Below are 17,708 nucleotides of genomic sequence, written 5' to 3'. Positions count from 1 at the left end.
GAAAAACGGTCTTGGACGTATCCATACCAATTCGAATAATATCACTCATGGACGGCTCCTTCGTTTGAGATCGCTAACAACCTCATTCTGGCACATCGATGCCGTAGGGGCCGTCCAACCCAACAGTATCCCCGGAAGTCATGCCGGTGAAGGCCGGGGTTACTGGTTCCCGGTCTCGCCGCTTTGCGGCAAACCAGGGTGACAGCCTGGCGCATGGCGGCTTTGACCGGAACGGTCTGCTGCATCACCGGGAGACAGGCGGCTGAGTGGCAAAGGACACACAAGTGAAGCCTGCTGCTCCTGAAAACACCCTCAAGCCCTTGCCGCTCAAGGCTTTCTGCCGGTCCCGGCTGTGCATGGCAAAAAAACCGGCAAAAGCCGAAATTGCCTCTTGCGGGGGTCGGAACCCTTGTCTATGTTCCGCGCCACTTGAGACCACGTTTGACGTGTGCCGCGGAGAGGTGCCGGAGTGGTTGAACGGGACGGTCTCGAAAACCGTTGTGCGGGCAACCGTACCGTGGGTTCGAATCCCACCCTCTCCGCCATTACTTTCAAATGAAGCGTCTCCCAGCGCACTGCGCGGCAGCAGATAGCGCAACCTTTCAAAGGCTTTGCAGGGTCGACCTCTGCACTTCGTCGCCCGCGAACTCCGGGCCACATTCTCCGAATGGCCCGTTTCTCTCCCGACCTGAGGGCTGAAGCCCGCACAATGCGGACAGAAACCCTCGCTTCTTCATGCGGTTAGACGATCAGGCAGGGGCGGGAGTTCGAGTTTTCTTTGGTTAACGAAACCTCAATCGCTTTCAAATAGGCTGTTGAATCGAAGCAGCAAACTCTTGTTCGAAGGTCGCAGGTTCGTTCTTTGTTCTGCGTCGAACCTCGGATAGGATGAGGTCCAATTACGAGGCAGCTCCGTGGCGCAAACGTCGGAAATCGAATGGACTGACGCAACTTGGAACCCGGTGACGGGCTGCACCAAGGTCGGCCCTGGCTGCGACAATTGTTACGCCGAGCGCTTTGCGGAACGTTGGCGCGGGGTTGCTGGACACCCCTACGAACAAGGCTTCGACTTGACGCTCTGGCCTTCACGGCTGATGCAGCCCGCGCAGTGGAAAAAGCCGCGGATGATCTTCGTGAACTCGATGAGCGACCTGTTCCACAAGGACATCGACCGCATGTTCATCGACAAGGTGTTCGATGCCATGGAGCAGGCGAACTGGCATGTCTATCAGGTGCTGACCAAGCGCAGCTCCCTGATGCGCAACTATGTCCGGAAGCGGTATGATGGCAGGTCGGTTCCGCGCCATATCTGGCTTGGCGTATCGGTTGAGGACGCCGCTCACACGAGCCGGATCGAGCATCTGAAGCAGATCAACTCCGATGCGCGCTTTATATCGTTCGAGCCACTACTGGGGCCCATCGGCGACGTCGATCTAAGCGGTATCGCATGGGCCATCGTCGGCGGCGAGAGCGGGCCGCGGGCTCGCCCCATGGACGAAAGCTGGGCCAGACAGATCCGGGACATCTGCGACCGTGACGAGGTAGCCTTTTTCTTCAAGCAATGGGGTGGCGCCCGTCCGAAGTCGGGCGGACGGCTGCTCGATGGGGAGGAATGGAACGGCTTTCCGTGGCAGATCGTGCCTGAGCCAATCATGCGCGCTTTGCAGCCCGAGGATGCTTGATGCCGCCTCGGATCGAAGACTACCAGGGACGCGAGCAGTCCTTCATCAAGCACCTGTTCCTCAACAAGTATCTTGAGGCCGCAGCCTACAAGCTTTTTCAAGGCAGATCGCCGGTCTTCAACTTCGTTGACGCATTTGCAGGCCCCTGGCGGGTATCGGACACCAACATGTACTCCGATGCCTCGTTCTCACAGGCGATCGAAACACTCGAAACCGTACGCAGCTCGCTCATTGGCATGGGTCGCACCGGCCTCAAGGTGCGGTTCCGCTTCTGTGAGCGGAACCCGGCTTCGGTCGCCAAGCTAGAGGAGTTTGCGGCCCAGAAACCAGCATTCGACATCCAGGTCTTTTCGGGCGCCTTCGAAGACAACCTTGATGCCATCCGCTCAGCCTGTCGCGATGGCTTCACGTTCACGTTCATCGATCCGACCGGATGGAATGTTGAGTCCCGCAAGGTTTTCGATTTCCTCAGAGCCTTGAACGGCGAGTTTCTGTTCAACTTCATGGCCGAGGAAGTGAACCGCCATGCCGGCTGGGACGGCGTTGCCGAGTCTGTGGGCCGATTCTTGGCTGACCCGGCCTGGAAGGCGTCATTCGAGGCGATGACCGAAGGCTCAAATGAGACGAAGATTCTGCAGCTTCTGAAAGCAAAGATGAAGGAAGCAAGGGTCGCGACATATCTCACGGATATGGCCATCCGGAAGCCTCGCGAAGAACGGATCAAGATGCGTCTGATCCTCGGCACCCACAGCGGTTTCGGTGTTGAGGTGTTCCGGACCGTTCAAGAGAAGGTGGAAAAGGAGGCGGTTCGTACCCGTCACAACATCCGGACCGAGGAAAGCGGGCAGCCCCAGCTCTTCCCCGAGGATCAGATCATTGCTTTCGAGACTGATCGCGACGGGGTGGGCTGTTCGGCCCATGTCGGCTGTGCCACGGAACTGTTGCTGCGAGCGGTGTCACAGAGGCCAGGGATCGCGTTCGCAGCAGTCGCCAGTCAGGTCATGGAGCAGGTTCCGGTGCGCACGACCCATTTGAACAAGATCGCAGCGGCAAGCCGGAAGGCTGGCTTGCTGCGTTACGACCTGCCTGACGGGAAACGGACGCCGGTGCCCGAGACAAAGCTCTGGTCTGACGGGCAATAAGAAGGTTGGGCGTCTAGTTCGAGCACGGCCAACGCTTGGATTGCTTCCGCTACCAATATACGTCTAGGATTGAAACTGGCACTGGCCTCGCCGGCCCTGTAAACATATTCAATGTCGAGGTGCTGGAGCTCCCGCCGTATGCGCTCCTGCTCTTCGTCAAGCGCCGCAAATGCAATTTCCTTAACATCGTTTTGGCGGCACTCCTGATAGATGCCTGCGATCCGCTTCTCGAAATCGACGCCGGACTCGATGGTGCCCAGGACTTTGTCGCTGGCGCCGAAAACGCCCTCGAAAAGCCGGAACTTCTCGGAAAGAAGCTGGTAGACTCGCTGATCCGCCTCGTTCTTGCGATTGATGAAATTGACGACGACCACGTCGTGTTTCGGGAATGGTGGCAGGAGCTCGTCCAACTGCAATCTCGGCGGCAGCCCTTCATCGAGTTCATACGACTGCAGGAAACCTAACCCGGAGGTGCCGACGAAACGCAGGGCAATTCAAAACTCCCCTTAGCAGCAGCCCCACAACGGCCAGTGCTTGCAGCGGCGTGTCCTCTACGCTTTCAGCCCCGTCATCACCAGATCCAGATGCCCGGCGATGTGGGTGTCGAGGCCGATGGGCTGGCGGCCGGCGAAGATGAGGTGTTCGACCATCATGGCCAGCACGGGACCTGCGATGACGCTGGCGGTGGCGGCGGGGCTTTTGCGGAATTCGCCTGAGGCAATGCCTTCGTCGAGAAGGCGCTGGATCTGGTCCATCAGCGGCTCGACGAACTGGGTATGGTGCAGATCGATGACCTGCGGAAAACGGCTGCTCTCCGAAACGACGAAGCGCATCAGCTCGCGCATGCGCCGGTCCTCCACCACCTTTTCATAGCTGAGCAGGATCAGCCGCTGCAGACGCTCCGCACAGGTGCCGGTGAGGCTGCGGGTCTCTGCTGCCAGATCTTCCAGCGGCACCGCAATGTGATTGAGCATGGCGGTGAACAGCTCGTCCTTGGTGGGGAAGTAGACATAGACCGTGCCCTTGGTCACGCCGATGCGCTCGGCGATGTCTTCCACCCGTGCGGCGGTGAAGCCGTGTGTCACAAATTCCTCAAAGGCCGCATCCAGGATCTGGGCCGGGCGCAGGGCCTTGCGTTCGGCGCGGGTGAGCTTGGCCTTCATTTGTCCTTATTCCTGTTCTGGGCGCGGCATTTACCTGATTGCTGTTTTTTCATTGACCTTCGAGTCAGTCAATAATAATTTGCCGCATCTTTCTACGAAGGGGCAATCATGCGACGGATAGCCACACATTTTCCCGGGGCGCTCGCTGCCGTTCTTCTGGCCGCCTGCGGACCGCAGGGTGAGCCGCAACAGAAGCCTGAACGGCTGGTTCAGGTGACGAAGGTGCACGAGGTCTCCGTGCCGGACACGGTGACGGCGACGGGGGAAATCCGCGCCCGGGTGCAGTCGAACCTCTCTTTTCAGGTGACGGGCCGGATCATCGCGCGGCTGGTGGATGTGGGCGACCGCGTCACCGCCGGACAGGTGCTGGCGCGGATCGATCCGAGCGAGCAGCAGGCGGATCTGGACGTAGCGGTTGCCTCGCTCAATTCCGCCATGGCCGAACGCACGCAGGCGCAGCAGGCCTTTGACCGGCAGCAGCGGCTGTTCGAAAGCGGGGTGACCACACGGGCCTCGCTGGACAGCGCCCAGGAGCAGCTGACGCGCGCGCAGGCCAATGTGGAAGCCGCGCGGGCGCAGGCCGGCCGGGCGCGCGATGCGCTGGAGCGGACCAGCCTCAAGGCCGATGCTGATGGGGTCATCACCGCCCGCAGCGCCGAGGTGGGGCAGGTGGCGCAGGCCTCGCAGCAGGTCTTCTCCCTTGCTCATGACGGCCCGCTCGACGTGGTGCTCAATCTGGATGAATCGGTCTTTCTGGACCGCAAGCTGGAACCGCTGGTGCTGGTCTCGCCCCTCAGCGGGGGCACGCCTGCCAAGGCGGTCATCCGCGAAATCTCCCCGGCGATTGACCCGTCCACCGGCACGATCCGGGTGAAGATGCAGCTTGAGGACACCGCCTCCCTGCGCCTTGGCAGTCCGGTGACCGCCACCTTGAGCTATCAGCCCGTGCCTGTGATCGAACTTCCCGCAGCGGCCATGGCCTCGGATGCCGGGCGCACGGCTGTCTGGGTGGTGGACCCGGCAGAGCGCAAGGTCTTGCTGCGCCCGGTCGAGGTGCTGGCCTATAGCAGCGGTGCCTTCACGGTCGCCTCAGGCGTCACGGCGGGGGAACTGGTGGTCATCAACGGCACCAAATTTCTGAGCCCCGGCGAAACCGTCAGTTTTGAGGAGGCCGCCCAATGAGACGCGCTGCCAGTCTTTCATTCCTGTTGCTCGCCGGCTTTTCTCTGGCGGCATGCGAGCCGCATGAGGCCGAAGAGGCTGCGCCGGTCCGCCCGGTGCTGTCCGTGCGGGTGGAGGAAGCGCCCGCCACCCGTCTGACCCTGCCCGGCACCGTCGCGGCCCGTGTCGAGACGGACTACGGTTTCCGCGTGCTCGGCCGCATCGTCACCCGCGATGTGCAGACGGCCGATATCGTCCGCAAGGGCGATGTGCTCGCCACCATCGATCCGGTGTCACTGGAACTGGCGGTGAAAAGCGCCCAGTCCGATCTGGTCAATGCCAATGCCCAGCTGAGCAATGCCATCACCACCGAAGCGCGGCAGAAGACCCTGTTCGAGCGCCAGTCCGGTGCTCTGGCCACTTTCGAGACGGCCGAGCAGGACCGCAAGATTGCCGAGGCGGCCGTGGCAAGGGCCAAAGCCAATCTGGACAAGGCGCAGGAGCAGCTGGGCTATGCCCGCCTGCTGGCCGAGTTCGACGGAGTTGTCACAGGCACCTCGGCGGAAGTGGGGCAGGTCGTCACCGACGGGCAGACCGTGGTGACGGTTGCCAAGCCGGACGAGCGCGATGCGGTGATCGACGTGCCCGAGGAAGCCAGCGGCACGCTGAAGCCGGGGGCCGTCTTTGGTGTGGCCCTGCAGCTCGACCCCAGGGTGCAGGCAAAAGGCATCGTGCGCGAAATCGGCCCGGAGGCTGACGGGGCGACCCGCACCCGGCGCGTGCGGCTGACACTGGTGGACCCGCCCGAGGCATTGCGGCTGGGTGCCGTCATCATGGCCTTTGCCGATGTCCACTCCGAAGCCCGGTTCTGGCTTCCGGCATCCGCCATCCGCGCGGAAGGGGATGCGCGGTCGGTGTGGGTGGTGGACGAGGCCGCCGGCAAGGTGGTCTCCCGTAAGGTGAGCGTGGATGAAACGGCCGCTCAAGGCGGCCGGGTTGCAGTTTTGCAAGGGCTTGAGGCGGGCGACCGCGTGGTCGTGGCAGGTGTGAACATGCTCACGGAAGGCCAGGCCATTCGAATTGATCAGGAGACGGTCAAGTGAAGAAGTTCAATCTCTCGGACTGGGCGCTGGAGCACCGTTCCCTCGTCTGGTACTTCATGATCGTCTTCCTGCTGGCGGGCGTCTTCTCCTATATCAACCTTGGCCGCGAGGAAGATCCGGCCTTCACGATCAAGACCATGATCGTCAGCGCCCAGTGGCCCGGCGCCTCTGCGGAGGAAATGCGGCTGCAGGTGACGGACCGGATCGAGCGCAAGCTCGAGGAGCTGGAGGCGCTGGACTACACCCGCAGCGAAACGCGGGCCGGCCAGACGACGGTCTTCGTGGAGCTTCTGCCGACGACAAAGGCGAAGGACGTGACCGGCAACTGGCTGCGCGTCCGCAACATGATCAATGACATCAAGGGTGAGTTCCCCAGCGGTGTGCTCGGGCCGTTCTTCAACGATTCCTTCGGCGATGTGTATGGCAACATCTTTGCCTTCACGTCGGATGGCCTGACCCAGCGCCAGCTGCGCGATCTGGTGGAAGATGCCCGCGCCAAGCTGCTGACCGTGGAAAATGTCGGCAAGATCGACATTCTGGGTGCGCAGGACGAAGTGATCTTTCTGGAGTTCTCCACCCGCAAGATTGCGGCGCTGGGCATCGACCAGCGGGCCATCGTCGAGACCCTGCAGGCGCAGAACGCTGTCACCCAGTCCGGTTTCGTCGAGGCCGGAGCCGAGCGGATCGCCCTGCGCGTCAACGGCCAGTTCACCTCGGAAGAAAGCCTGAAGGCGATCAACCTGCGTGTGAATGACCGTTACTTCCCGCTGACGGACATTGCCACGATCAGCCGCGGCTATGTGGACCCGCCGTCTTCACTGTTCCGTTTCAAGGGCCAGCCTGCCATCGGCCTTGCCATCGGCATGAAGGCAGGGGCAAACCTGCTGACCTTCGGTGAGGAGCTGGAAGCCGAATTGCAGCGCGTCGTCCGGGATCTGCCGGTCGGGGTGACTGTGGAGCTGGTGTCGAACCAGCCCAAAGTGGTGGAGGAGGCTGTCTCCGGCTTCACCAAGGCCCTGTTCGAGGCGGTGGCCATCGTTCTGGCGATCAGCTTCATCAGCCTTGGCATGCGCGCCGGCCTGGTGGTGGCGATCTCCATTCCGCTGGTGCTGGCCATTACATTCGTCTTCATGGAATACACCGGCATCTCGCTGCAGCGCATTTCGCTGGGCGCACTGATCATCGCGCTGGGCCTTCTGGTGGATGATGCCATGATCGCCGTGGAGATGATGGTGTCGCGCCTGGAAGCGGGTGACACCCTCAGGAAAGCGGCCACCCACGTCTACACGTCCACCGCCTTCCCGATGCTCACCGGCACTCTGGTGACGGTTGCGGGCTTCATCCCGGTGGGGCTCAACAGCAGTGCGGCGGGCGAGTTCACCTTCACGCTCTTTGTCGTCATTGCCGTGTCGCTGATCGTGTCCTGGATCGTGGCGGTTCTGTTCACGCCCCTCCTTGGTGTGACGATCCTGCCGAAGACGATGAAGGCGCATCACGAGAAAAAGGGCCGCACCGCTGCGGCCTTTGCCTGGATGCTGAAGCTTGCCATGCGCTGGCGCTGGGTCACCATCATGTTGACTGTTGCGGCCTTCGGCCTTTCGGTTGGCGGCATGAACTTCGTCCAGCAGCAGTTCTTCCCAGCCTCCGACCGCGTCGAACTGATCATCGACTGGAACACGCCTCAGAACAGCACGATTGCCGAAACCAACCGTCAGATGGCCCAGCTGGAGCAGAAAAAGCTGGCCGGCAATCCGGATATCGACCATTGGTCAACCTATGTCGGCCAGGGCGCGCCGCGCTTCATCCTGTCCTATGACGTACAGGCGGCGGCCCCGTGGTTCGGCCAGATCGTCATCGTCACGAAGGATCTGGAGGCCCGCAACCGGCTGCGCGCGGATCTGCAGGCCTATGCGGCGAAGACCTTTCCCGGCAGCGATGTCTTCGTGAAGCTGCTCGACATCGGGCCGCCGGTGGGCAAGCCCGTCCAGTACCGCATCAGCGGCCCGGACGTGCAGCAGGTGCGCCAGCTGGCGCAGAAGTTCGGCACCATCTTCAACGCCCATCCGCTGCTTTCAAACGTCGCCTATAACTGGAACGAGCCCACGCGTGTGGTGAAGGTGGATGTGCTGCAGGACAAGGCCCGCCAGCTCGGCATTTCCTCGCAGGATATTGCCTCGGCACTGGGCAGCATCGTGCAGGGCTCCTCGGCAACGCAGGTCCGGGACGATATCTACCTGATTGATGTCATCGGCCGCGCCCAGGCCTCCGAGCGGGGCTCCGTCGAGACGCTGAAGAACCTGCAGCTGCCCAGCACCAGCGGCAAGTCCATCCCGCTGTCGACGGTCGCCCGGTTCCGCAATGAGGTGGAACAGCCGCTGATCGCCACCCGTGACCGCATCCCCACCATCACGGTGAAGGCAGCGGTGATCGGATCGACCCAGCCGGCGACGATTGTCAATCAGTTGAAGCCGCAGCTGGAGCAGTTCCAGAAGGAGCTTCCGGCTGGCTACAACATCGAGATCGGCGGTTCGGTGGAATCGAGCGCCGAGGCGCAGGGGCCGATTGCGGCCGTGGCTCCGCTGATGCTGTTCATCATGGCCACGATCCTGATGATCCAGCTGCAGAGCTTCAGCCGCCTGTTTCTGGTGTTCGCCGTGGCACCGCTTGCCCTCATCGGGGTGGTGGCGGCGCTGCTGCTCAGCAATGCACCGATGGGCTTCGTCGCCATCCTCGGTATCCTTGCCCTCATCGGCATCCTCATCCGCAACTCGGTCATCCTTGTGGTGCAGATCGAGCATCTGCGGCAGGAGGGCATGCCGGCGTGGAAGGCGGTGATCGAGGCAACCGAGCACCGCATGCGGCCGATCATGCTGACGGCAGCGGCAGCGACGCTCGCGCTCATCCCGATCTCCCGCGAGGTGTTCTGGGGGCCGATGGCCTATGCCATGATGGGCGGCATCGTGGTGGGCACGGTTCTGACGCTCCTGTTCCTGCCCGCGCTCTATGTGGCCTGGTTCCGCATTCCGCGCGATGACAGCCCGTCAGAGCCGCATGGTGACGCGCACGAGGGTGGAGCCTCACACGCCTGAGGTCAGGGGTGAGATGAAAGAAGACGGGCGGCCAATCGGAAGACTGGCCGCCCGTTTTCTAATTCAAGGGAGAAGGAAATCAGCGCCTGCGGCGGCGCAGGAACCCGCGGGCCGGGTAGAGCATGACGGCGTAGAGGCCAAGGGCGGCACCTGCCAGCAGCGTCAGCGTGGCAAAGGGCACAAGCGCGCCGAGGCTTTGCGGCAGCAGGCTCGAGAACAGCACCAGCGTCTGGTCCTGCAGCAGCATCAGGCCCGCCATCAGCACGGTACCGGTGAGCAGCAGAACGGTCAGCCGGGCGGGCGGGGTGCCCATGTAGTCGCGGTGGCGTGCCGTCAGATAAAGCCCCATGGCGTAGATCCACACGCCTGCGGAGGTGCCGGCCGCAAGGCCAGCTGCTTCCCAGGGGCCGGAGAGGGTGGCCTTCAGCGCGACATTCACCAGCGTTGCCACGGCGAGGATCTTCAGCGGCGTCACCATGTCGCCGCGCCCGTGGAAGGAGGCAACGAGGGAGCGGACAGCCAGAGCCGCAGGCAGACCGAGCGAATAGGCCAGCAGCACTGCGCCCGCACCTGCGGTGGCGGCGGCATCAAAGGCCCCGCGCTGGAAGAAGGCGGCAATGGCCAGTTCCCCGAGCCCCGCCATCAGCACCGCCACCGGCAGCCCGACGGCAAGGCAGATGTTGAAGGCCTGATCCATGGTGGCGCGCAGCTTCTGCCGGGCTTCGTCCGTCTCGGCTGCTGCGCCCCGGCTCACCTCCGGCAGCAGTGCCGTTCCCAGCGCGATGCCGATGACACCCAGCGGCAGCTGATACAGCCGGTCGGCATAATAGAGGTGGGAGAGGGCGCCGGAGGGCAGGAAGCTGGCGAGGATCGTGTCGGCGAAGATGGCGATCTGAACGACACCGGAAGCAAGCAGCGCCGGCCCGAGGCGGCGGAAAAACAGGCGCACGCCCGGATCAAGCTTCGGCAGGCAGAAGCTGACGGAGAATTCGCTGCGGAAGGTGGCTGCCGTCAGCAGCAGAACCTGCGCAATGCCGCCCGCCAGCACACCCCAGGCCGCCGCGCTGCCTGCATCGGGGAACTGGCTGACGGCCAGCAGCGTGCCGATCATGGCGATGTTCAAAAGCACGGGCGCAGCCGCGGCCGCAGCAAAGCGCCGCTCCGCATTCAGTACCGCCGACAGCAGCACCACGATGGACATGCACAGGAGATAGGGGAAGGTGATGCGCGTCAGCTCGATGGCCATGGGCCGGGCGGGGTCTTCTGCGCCCAGCCCCGGCGCCAGCAGGGTGATCAGCGTTCCCGTTGCCACCCAGGCAAAGGCGAGCAGCGCCAGATTGGCGAGCATCAGCCAGGACAGGATCTGCGATCCGAAATGGCGTGCCTTGTCCGGCCCGTCCTTTTCCAGCGTCGCCGCATAGGTGGGCAGGAAGGCTGCGTTGAAGGCCCCTTCGGCGAAGATGGCGCGGAAGTGGTTCGGCAGGCGGAAGGCCAGCATGAAGGCATCGGCAATAGGGCCTGCCCCAAGCACGCCAGCCATGATGAGGTCGCGGATGAAGCCGAGCAGCCGGCTCAGAAGGGTCAGTCCGCCGATAAGGCCAAGGCGACGCAGCATGTCTTAACGTTCCGCACATCAGGCCGGACACCGCGCCCGGCTGCGGCGTGCTGCTTACCCCATATCCGCGCCGCCGTCACGCCGCGGCCGCTGGGGGTCTTCTGTTCTCCGGCGGCCTATTCCGGTGCCATGGTGAGGGACACCCGGTCCCCGGCAAACCAGGTGATGCCATATTCAATGGGTTTGCCATCCTCCGTCACATTGACCGAGACGGAGCGCAGGATCGGCGCGGCTTCGGCGATCTGCAGCGTCAGGGCCTGCACGGGGCGGGCCAGCTTGGCTGTCAGGCGCGTCTGGGCGCGGGTGTAGTCGGCGATGCCGCAGTCGGCCAGCGCCTCGGTAATCGACTGCCGCCCCGCCATGGCCTGCAGGAAGCCGGGCACGCGCGCAGCCGGAAAGACCGAGCGGAACAGCGCCAGCGGCACCCCATCGGCCAGGGATACGCCCTCCACCACATGCACCGGGTCACCGGGAGCAAGTTGCAGTGCTTCGGCTTCCTTTTCGCCGCAGGCCCGGGTTTCCATCAGGCTGATGCGGCGCGAGGCCAGGCGGCCGCTGGCGGCTAGGTTCTGCTGAAACCGCACCCGCCGGCCGATGGCATAGTCCGTCGGCTGGATGGTGACGAAGACACCCGCCCCGCGCCGCGAATGCACGGTGCCCGCCTCCGCCAGCGCGCCCAGGGCATGGCGCACCGTATGCCGGTTCACGCCAAAGCGGGCGGCCAGCTGCGCTTCCGTCGGCAGCTTGTCCCCCGGCTTGTAGTGGCCTTCGGCAATCTCCGCCGAAAGCGTGTCCACGATGGATTTCCAGATTGCGCTGCGCGCCATTGCCCTGCCCCGAAGTCTCTGCCTGCCCGATGCTGAAAGCCGCCCGTCGCAAAAATTTCACAAGACGGCGGTTGAGCCGGATGGCCCCTTGCGATATCAATATGTCTAGTTGTCTACTATTATATAGACAGGATCCAAAGATGTCGAGGTGCCGATGAAGCCCGCCGTTTCCCCCCAGGAGGACGAGCCGCACAGCCAGCGCAAGGTCTGGCTGTCGCTGCTGGCCAAGGCCAATCCGGCGCGTCTGGCCGTGCTGTTTCCGGATCTGCCGGACCACACGCTGCTGCGCCGTCCCGAAGTCGGGGCGGTGATGGTGCGCGGGCGGATGGGCGGCACGGGCGCGCCCTTCAATCTGGGTGAGATGACCATCACCCGCTGCTCCGTCCAGCTCCCCGGCGGCGAGGTGGGCCATGCCTATGTGCAGGGGCGCGACAAGGCCCATGCCACCCGCGCGGCCTGTGTGGATGCGCTGATGCAGACAGAGGCCGCCGCAGATCTTCAGGCCCGCGTGCTGGATGTGCTGGCCGCAGAGGCAGCCAGCGCCCGGCAGCTGCGGGCGGAAAAGGCCGCCGCCACCAAGGTCGATTTCTTCACCCTCGTGCGCGGAGAGGACTGATGACGCCCAACAACGACCAGACCGGTGCCCTGACCGGTGCCCTGACTGGCGGCTTTGCCGAAGCGCCCATCGAGGCTGCGCGCGCTTTCCGCTGCCTTTTGGAAGCCCTCGCCCGCCCCGGCACCATCCACACGCTGGACGCGGCCCAGCCGCCGCTGCCCGTTTCTCCAGCCGCCGGAACCGTGCTCCTGACCCTTGCCGACACCACGACGCCGGTGTTTCTGGCGGGTGACGCGGATTGCGAGGCGATGCGCGGCTGGATCACCTTCCACACCGGCGCTCCGGTGCTGACGGCGGCCAGCCTTGAGGCAGGGGCTGATGCCGCCAGCATCCGCTTTGCCCTCGGACGCCTTGAGGACCTGAAGCCCTTCATGGAGCAGTTCTCCATTGGCGACCCGGATTATCCGGACCGCTCTGCGACGCTGGTGCTGGAAGTGGAGCGGCTTGCTGCCGAAGGCTGCCGCCTGAGGGGGCCGGGCATTGCGGATGAAGCCCGGCTGAACCTGCCCGATCCGGAGCTGTTCCGGCAGAACCATGCACTCTTTCCGCTTGGGCTCGACTTCTTCCTGACCGCAGGCCGCCAGATCGCCGGGCTGCCGCGCACAACCATCGTGGAGGCTTGCTGATGTATGTCGCCGTCAAGGGTGGCGAACGCGCCATCGGCAATGCCCATGAATGGCTGGCGGAGGAGCGGCGCGGAGACACCTCCGTCGCCGAACTCACCGTGCCGCAGATCCGCGAGCAGCTGAAGCTCGCCGTCAACCGGGTGATGGCGGAGGGCAGTCTTTATGATCCCGATCTTGCAGCCCTTGCCATCAAGCAGGCGCGCGGCGATCTGATCGAAGCCATCTTCCTCATCCGCGCCTACCGCACCACCCTGCCGCGCTTCGGCGCCTCGCTGCCGGTGGAAACGGCCGGCATGGCCGTGGACCGCAGGGTCTCGGCCACGTTCAAGGACCTGCCGGGCGGGCAGATCCTCGGGCCGACCTTCGACTACACCCACCGGCTGATCGACTTCAAACTGGCCGCCGAAGGGGACGTTGACCCGGCCCCGCAGGCCCCGGCGGAGGGCGGGCCGGTGCCGCATGTCACCGGCTTTCTTGGCCGTGACGGGCTGATCCAGGAGGAGCCGCTGAGCGATGCCACCCCGCCGGACCTGACCCGCGAGCCGCTGGAACTGCCCGCCAGCCGCCCCTTGCGTCTGCAGGCGATCACGCGCGGGGATGAGGGCTTCATCCTGTCGCTCGCCTATTCCACCCAGCGCGGCTACGGGCGCACCCATGCTTTCGTCGGCGAATTGCGCATCGGCACGGTGGCGGTGGAGATGGACATTCCGGAGTTGGGATTTGCCATCGAAATTGGCGAAATCGAGCTGACGGAATGCGAGACCGTCAACCAGTTCACCGGCTCGCGCACCGAGCCACCGCAGTTCACTCGTGGTTATGGCCTCGTCTTGGGCCAGTCGGAGCGCAAGTCCATCGCCATGTCGCTGGTGGACCGGGCGCTGCGCTGGCAGGAGCTGGGCGAGGATTACATCGGCGCCCCCGCGCAGGATGAGGAATTCGTGCTTTCCCACTGCGACAACATCCAGGCCACGGGCTTTCTGGAGCACATCAAGCTGCCGCATTACGTCGATTTCCAGGCGGAGCTGGAACTGGTGCGCCGCCTGCGGGCGGAAGCGGAAGCCGCCCGCGACGCAACCGCCGACAGGGAGGCCGCCGAATGACCGACGATGCCTACAACTTCGCCTATCTGGACGAGCAGACCAAGCGGATGATCCGCCGCGCCATCCTCAAGGGCATTGCCGTTCCCGGCTATCAGGTGCCCTTTGCCAGCCGCGAAATGCCGATGCCCTATGGCTGGGGCACGGGCGGTGTTCAGGTGACGGCGGCCTGCCTTGTGCCGGAGGATCGGCTGAAGGTGATCGATCAGGGGGCGGACGACACCACCAACGCGGTCAGCATCCGCCGCTTTTTCCAGCGCACCGCCAGTGTTGCCGTGACCGAGCGGACTGATGAGGCAACCCTGATCCAGACGCGCCATCGCATCCCGGAAACGCCGCTGACCGAAGGCCAGATCCTCGTCTATCAGGTGCCGATCCCCGAGCCCCTGCGCTTTCTGGAGCCGCGCGAAACCGAGACGCGCAAGATGCATGAGCTGGAGGAATACGGCCTCATGCATGTGAAGCTCTATGAGGATATCGCCCGCCATGGCGAGATCGCCACGGCCTATGACTATCCGGTGAAGGTGGAAGGGCGCTATGTGATGGACCCTTCGCCGATCCCGAAATTCGACAATCCGAAGCTTTCGGGCAATCCGGCGATCCAGCTTTTCGGCGCGGGGCGCGAGCAGCGCATCTATGCCCTGCCGCCCCACACGCAGGTGGTCAGCCTCGACTTTGACGATCACCCCTTTGTTCCCGGCAAGGCGCCGCATGCTTGCGACCTCTGCGGGGCGGAAGACAGTTATCTGGACGAGGTGATCACCGATGACGCGGGCAGCCGGATGTTCGTCTGTTCCGACACTGACTTTTGTGGCCAGCGGCAGGCCTGCGGCCACACCGGGCGGCTGAGTGCAAGCCCGGTTGCCGGGGCAGGGGAGATGGTGCGATGAGCCTTCACCAGACCATCACGGACACACCGCTTCTGAAGGTGTCCGGCCTCACCCGGCGCTATGGCGCCCGCATCGGCTGCGCCGATGTGTCCTTCGATCTTTATCCCGGCGAGGTGCTGGGCATCGTCGGGGAAAGCGGCTCGGGCAAGTCCACCCTGCTGTCCTGCCTTGCCGGACACCAGCAGCCGGATGAAGGCGCCGTGCTCTATGACGGGCGCGACGTGCTGGCCATGGCGGAAACCGCAAGACGGCGGCTATCGCGCACCGAATGGGCCTATGTGCACCAGAACCCGCGTGACGGCTTGCGCATGGGGGTATCCGCCGGCGGCAATGTGGGCGAGCGGCTGATGGCTGTCGGCGCCCGGCATTACGGCGCGATCCGCGACAAGGCCACGGACTGGTTGGGACGGGTGGAAATCGCCGCCGACCGCATCGATGACCGCCCCTCCGCCTTTTCCGGCGGCATGCAGCAGCGCCTGCAGATCGCCCGCAATCTGGTCACCGGCCCGCGCCTCGTCTTCATGGACGAGCCGACCGGTGGGCTGGACGTGAGCGTGCAGGCCCGGCTTCTCGATCTGCTGCGCGGGCTGGTGCGCGACCTCGGCCTGTCGGTGATCATCGTCACCCATGACCTTGCCGTGGTGCGGCTTCTCGCCGACCGGCTGATGGTGATGAAATCCGGCCGTGTGGTGGAACAGGGCCTCACCGATCAGGTGCTGGACGATCCGCAGCATGCCTATACCCAGCTTCTCGTTTCCTCCGTCCTGCAGGTGTAGCCCATGATCCGGATTGAAAACCTGTCCAAGTCCTTCACCCTGCACAATCAGGGCAGCGCCGTGATCCCGGTGATGGAAGGGGCGAGCCTCACCGTCGAGCCGGGCGAGTGCATCGGCCTCACCGGCCAGTCAGGTGCGGGCAAGTCCACGCTGATGCGGATGATCTATGGCAACTATCTGGCTGCCGGCGGGCAGATCCTCGTGGGCAGCACCGATGTGACGAAGGCCGAGCCGCGCCAGATCATCCGCCTGCGGCGCGAGACACTGGGCTATGTCAGCCAGTTCCTGCGCGTGGTGCCGCGCGTGCCTGCGCTGGATGTGGTGGCCGAGCCGCTGCTGCAACTGGGCACGCCGCTGGACGAGGCCCGGGCGCGGGCTGCGGATCTGCTGCGGCGGCTCAATATCCCCGAAAGGCTCTGGCAGCTTTCCCCCACCACCTTCTCCGGCGGAGAGCAGCAGCGCGTCAACATTGCCCGTGGCTTTGCCCATGCCTATCCGGCCCTGCTGCTGGACGAGCCCACCGCAAGCCTTGATGCCGCCAACCGGGAAGTGGTGCTCTCGCTCATTAGCGAAGCCAAGGCGCGCGGTGCGGCTATTGTCGGCATCTTCCACGACGAGGAAGCCCGCGCCCGCATCTGCACCCGGCTGGTGGATGTGACCGGCTTCACGCCCAAAGCGGCAGCGTGATCCGGGTGCACCTTCCGCGCATTCTTTAAGGACGCAGGCCATCCTGCGTCCTCCTCCCGGTCCTTTGCTGTCAACAGGAACAGCACACCCCGGATTGGCAGCAATTTGGCATAGGTTTTTCCTCTTGGCGCCTGCCGAAGACCGCCATGCCTCGTGTCCTGCCCTGCCTTGATTATGCTTTGGGCAACATCAAACGGGGGTTCCCATCATGACGTTCAAGGCTCTTCTGGCAGCCGGTGCTGCCGCCGCTGCACTTCTGACCGCGCCGCTGCAGGCCTCTGCCGCAGACAAGCTGCTCAATGCCTCCTATGACATTGCCCGCGAACTCTTCGTCGAGGTCAACACGGCCTTCATTGCCGATTACAAGGCAAAGACGGGCAAGGATGTCTCCATCGACCAGTCGCACGCCGGCTCTTCCAAGCAGGCCCGCGCCATTCTGGAAGGCATGGAAGCAGACGTGGTGACCTTCAACCAGACCACGGACATCAACGCCCTGGTCAAGGGCGGTGCCGTGTCGGCGGACTGGGTGGAAGACTTCCCGAACCGCGCGTCTCCCTATTACTCCCTGCCGGCCTTCCTGGTGCGCGAGGGCAATCCGAAGAACATCAAGGACTGGAGCGATCTCGTCCGCGACGACGTGAAGGTGATCTTCCCGAACCCGAAGACCTCCGGCAACGCCCGCTATACCTATCTGGCGGCCACCGCCTATGCCCGTGAAGCCTTCAACGGCGACGAGGCCAAGGTGGACGAATTCATCGCAAAACTCTTCGCCAATGTGCCGGTGTTCGACACGGGCGGGCGCGGCTCCACCACCACCTTCGTGGAGCGCGGCACCGGCGACGTGCTGATCACCTTCGAGGCCGAGACCAAGGGCATCGCCAAGGAATTCGGCGAAGACAAGTTTGATCTCGTCACCCCGTCCGTCAGCATTCTGGCCGAGTTCCCGGTGGCCATCGTTGACCGTGTGGTCGATGCCCGCGGCTCCCGCGATCTCGCCAAGGCCTATCTCGACTTCCTCTATGCGCCGGAAGGCCAGCGCATCGTGGCCACCCGCGGCAACCGGGTGCATGATGAAGCGGTGAAGGCCGAGTTCAAGGACAGCTTCCCCGAAGTGCGCCTCGTCACCGTGGAAGACGTCTTCGGCGGCTGGGACAAGGCACAGGAAGAGCACTTTGCCTCCGGCGCCAAGCTTGACAAGCTGTTCGGAAACCGCTGATTTCCCAGCGCAATCACA

16 protein-coding genes and 1 tRNA gene are annotated in these 17,708 nt (G+C 64.0%); 14 read left to right on the top strand and 3 right to left on the bottom strand.

Translation table 11 applies throughout. The annotated features are described in order from the left end of the window. Window positions 1–455 precede the first annotated feature (455 nt). From IF10I1_RS11735 to IF10I1_RS11720, 4 genes are all read left to right on the top strand, one after another. Window positions 456–545: transfer RNA gene (locus IF10I1_RS11735), tRNA-Ser, on the top strand. A gap of 369 nt (window positions 546–914) precedes the next feature. After that, the gene (locus IF10I1_RS11730) at window positions 915–1,682 is read left to right on the top strand and encodes a DUF5131 family protein (RefSeq protein ID WP_186392914.1); all 768 of its coding nucleotides are present in this window, start codon (window positions 915–917) and stop codon (window positions 1,680–1,682) included. Next, window positions 1,682–2,824: a three-Cys-motif partner protein TcmP gene (gene tcmP / locus IF10I1_RS11725; protein WP_186392913.1), complete on the top strand. Its 1,143-nt coding sequence runs from the start codon at window positions 1,682–1,684 to the stop codon at window positions 2,822–2,824. The genes IF10I1_RS11730 and tcmP overlap by 1 nt, the downstream gene beginning before the upstream one ends. 35 nt (window positions 2,825–2,859) lie before the next feature. Beyond that, window positions 2,860–3,288 carry a hypothetical protein gene (locus IF10I1_RS11720; RefSeq protein ID WP_186392912.1) on the top strand — a complete coding sequence of 143 codons (429 nt, stop codon included), beginning with the start codon at window positions 2,860–2,862 and terminating at the stop codon, window positions 3,286–3,288. 87 nt (window positions 3,289–3,375) lie between these two features. Here the strand turns inward: IF10I1_RS11720 and IF10I1_RS11715 are convergent, their stop codons facing one another. Beyond that, window positions 3,376–3,987, bottom strand: a complete 612-nt coding sequence (locus tag IF10I1_RS11715) for a TetR/AcrR family transcriptional regulator (protein ID WP_186392911.1) — start codon at window positions 3,985–3,987, stop codon at window positions 3,376–3,378. A gap of 108 nt (window positions 3,988–4,095) precedes the next feature. Here IF10I1_RS11715 and IF10I1_RS11710 point away from each other — a divergent pair, with 108 nt between their 5' ends. The 3 genes from IF10I1_RS11710 to IF10I1_RS11700 are packed head-to-tail and all read left to right on the top strand — an operon-like array spanning window position 4,096 to window position 9,340. Next, window positions 4,096–5,169 (top strand): efflux RND transporter periplasmic adaptor subunit, encoded by a 1,074-nt coding sequence (locus tag IF10I1_RS11710; RefSeq protein WP_186392910.1) that lies wholly within the window; start codon window positions 4,096–4,098, stop codon window positions 5,167–5,169. Continuing rightward, on the top strand, window positions 5,166–6,251 hold the full coding sequence (locus tag IF10I1_RS11705; RefSeq protein ID WP_186392909.1) for an efflux RND transporter periplasmic adaptor subunit: 1,086 nt from the start codon (window positions 5,166–5,168) through the stop codon (window positions 6,249–6,251). The genes IF10I1_RS11710 and IF10I1_RS11705 overlap by 4 nt, the downstream gene beginning before the upstream one ends. Then, entirely contained in the window at window positions 6,248–9,340 is a 3,093-nt protein-coding gene (locus tag IF10I1_RS11700; RefSeq protein ID WP_186392908.1) for an efflux RND transporter permease subunit, read from the top strand. The genes IF10I1_RS11705 and IF10I1_RS11700 overlap by 4 nt, the downstream gene beginning before the upstream one ends. 79 nt (window positions 9,341–9,419) lie before the next feature. Here the strand turns inward: IF10I1_RS11700 and murJ are convergent, their stop codons facing one another. Continuing rightward, window positions 9,420–10,955, bottom strand: a complete 1,536-nt coding sequence (murJ, locus tag IF10I1_RS11695) for a murein biosynthesis integral membrane protein MurJ (RefSeq protein ID WP_094463416.1) — start codon at window positions 10,953–10,955, stop codon at window positions 9,420–9,422. A 116-nt stretch (window positions 10,956–11,071) separates the two neighbouring features. Further along, window positions 11,072–11,782 carry a phosphonate metabolism transcriptional regulator PhnF gene (gene phnF / locus IF10I1_RS11690; RefSeq protein ID WP_055454415.1) on the bottom strand — a complete coding sequence of 237 codons (711 nt, stop codon included), beginning with the start codon at window positions 11,780–11,782 and terminating at the stop codon, window positions 11,072–11,074. Window positions 11,783–11,936: 154 nt separating this feature from the next. On the opposite strand from phnF, the gene phnG reads away from it, so the two are divergent. The 7 genes from phnG to IF10I1_RS11655 all read left to right on the top strand — a co-directional run bounded on the left by phnG (window position 11,937) and on the right by IF10I1_RS11655 (window position 17,690). Next, window positions 11,937–12,398, top strand: coding sequence for a phosphonate C-P lyase system protein PhnG (gene phnG, locus IF10I1_RS11685; protein WP_058898183.1), 462 nt, complete (start codon window positions 11,937–11,939; stop codon window positions 12,396–12,398). Then, a complete protein-coding gene (gene phnH / locus IF10I1_RS11680; RefSeq protein WP_186424510.1) occupies window positions 12,398–13,024 on the top strand; it encodes a phosphonate C-P lyase system protein PhnH in 627 nt (208 codons plus the stop codon). Before phnG ends, phnH begins: the two co-directional genes overlap by 1 nt. Next, window positions 13,024–14,124 (top strand): carbon-phosphorus lyase complex subunit PhnI, encoded by a 1,101-nt coding sequence (locus tag IF10I1_RS11675; protein WP_186424509.1) that lies wholly within the window; start codon window positions 13,024–13,026, stop codon window positions 14,122–14,124. The genes phnH and IF10I1_RS11675 overlap by 1 nt, the downstream gene beginning before the upstream one ends. Next, window positions 14,121–15,011, top strand: coding sequence for an alpha-D-ribose 1-methylphosphonate 5-phosphate C-P-lyase PhnJ (locus tag IF10I1_RS11670; protein ID WP_186415303.1), 891 nt, complete (start codon window positions 14,121–14,123; stop codon window positions 15,009–15,011). The genes IF10I1_RS11675 and IF10I1_RS11670 overlap by 4 nt, the downstream gene beginning before the upstream one ends. Window positions 15,012–15,025: 14 nt before the next feature. Then, a complete protein-coding gene (gene phnK / locus IF10I1_RS11665) occupies window positions 15,026–15,787 on the top strand; it encodes a phosphonate C-P lyase system protein PhnK (protein WP_208977349.1) in 762 nt (253 codons plus the stop codon). 3 nt (window positions 15,788–15,790) lie between these two features. Continuing rightward, entirely contained in the window at window positions 15,791–16,474 is a 684-nt protein-coding gene (gene phnL / locus IF10I1_RS11660) for a phosphonate C-P lyase system protein PhnL (protein ID WP_122519106.1), read from the top strand. Window positions 16,475–16,682: 208 nt separating this feature from the next. Next, on the top strand, window positions 16,683–17,690 hold the full coding sequence (locus IF10I1_RS11655; protein WP_186415304.1) for a sulfate ABC transporter substrate-binding protein: 1,008 nt from the start codon (window positions 16,683–16,685) through the stop codon (window positions 17,688–17,690). The last annotated feature ends 18 nt before the right edge of the window (window positions 17,691–17,708 follow it).

Origin of the sequence: Pannonibacter sp. I15F10I1 (genome assembly GCF_900185665.1) — a bacterium.
Lineage (GTDB): Bacteria > Pseudomonadota > Alphaproteobacteria > Rhizobiales > Stappiaceae > Pannonibacter > Pannonibacter indicus.
The sequence above is the reverse complement of the archived record's forward strand: the minus strand, read 5'-3'. Positions and strand labels throughout refer to the sequence as shown.

Excerpts from the sequence above, each read along its gene's own strand:
- tcmP (WP_186392913.1), top strand. The coding sequence starts at position 1,682 with ATGCCGCCTCGGATCGAAGACTACCAGGGACGCGAGCAGTCCTTCATC.
- IF10I1_RS11715 (WP_186392911.1), bottom strand. The coding sequence starts at position 3,987 with ATGAAGGCCAAGCTCACCCGCGCCGAACGCAAGGCCCTGCGCCCGGCC.
- IF10I1_RS11710 (WP_186392910.1), top strand. The coding sequence starts at position 4,096 with ATGCGACGGATAGCCACACATTTTCCCGGGGCGCTCGCTGCCGTTCTT.
- IF10I1_RS11705 (WP_186392909.1), top strand. The coding sequence starts at position 5,166 with ATGAGACGCGCTGCCAGTCTTTCATTCCTGTTGCTCGCCGGCTTTTCT.
- murJ (WP_094463416.1), bottom strand. The coding sequence starts at position 10,955 with ATGCTGCGTCGCCTTGGCCTTATCGGCGGACTGACCCTTCTGAGCCGG.
- phnF (WP_055454415.1), bottom strand. The coding sequence starts at position 11,782 with ATGGCGCGCAGCGCAATCTGGAAATCCATCGTGGACACGCTTTCGGCG.
- phnG (WP_058898183.1), top strand. The coding sequence starts at position 11,937 with ATGAAGCCCGCCGTTTCCCCCCAGGAGGACGAGCCGCACAGCCAGCGC.
- phnH (WP_186424510.1), top strand. The coding sequence starts at position 12,398 with ATGACGCCCAACAACGACCAGACCGGTGCCCTGACCGGTGCCCTGACT.
- IF10I1_RS11675 (WP_186424509.1), top strand. The coding sequence starts at position 13,024 with ATGTATGTCGCCGTCAAGGGTGGCGAACGCGCCATCGGCAATGCCCAT.
- IF10I1_RS11670 (WP_186415303.1), top strand. The coding sequence starts at position 14,121 with ATGACCGACGATGCCTACAACTTCGCCTATCTGGACGAGCAGACCAAG.
- phnL (WP_122519106.1), top strand. The coding sequence starts at position 15,791 with ATGATCCGGATTGAAAACCTGTCCAAGTCCTTCACCCTGCACAATCAG.
- IF10I1_RS11655 (WP_186415304.1), top strand. The coding sequence starts at position 16,683 with ATGACGTTCAAGGCTCTTCTGGCAGCCGGTGCTGCCGCCGCTGCACTT.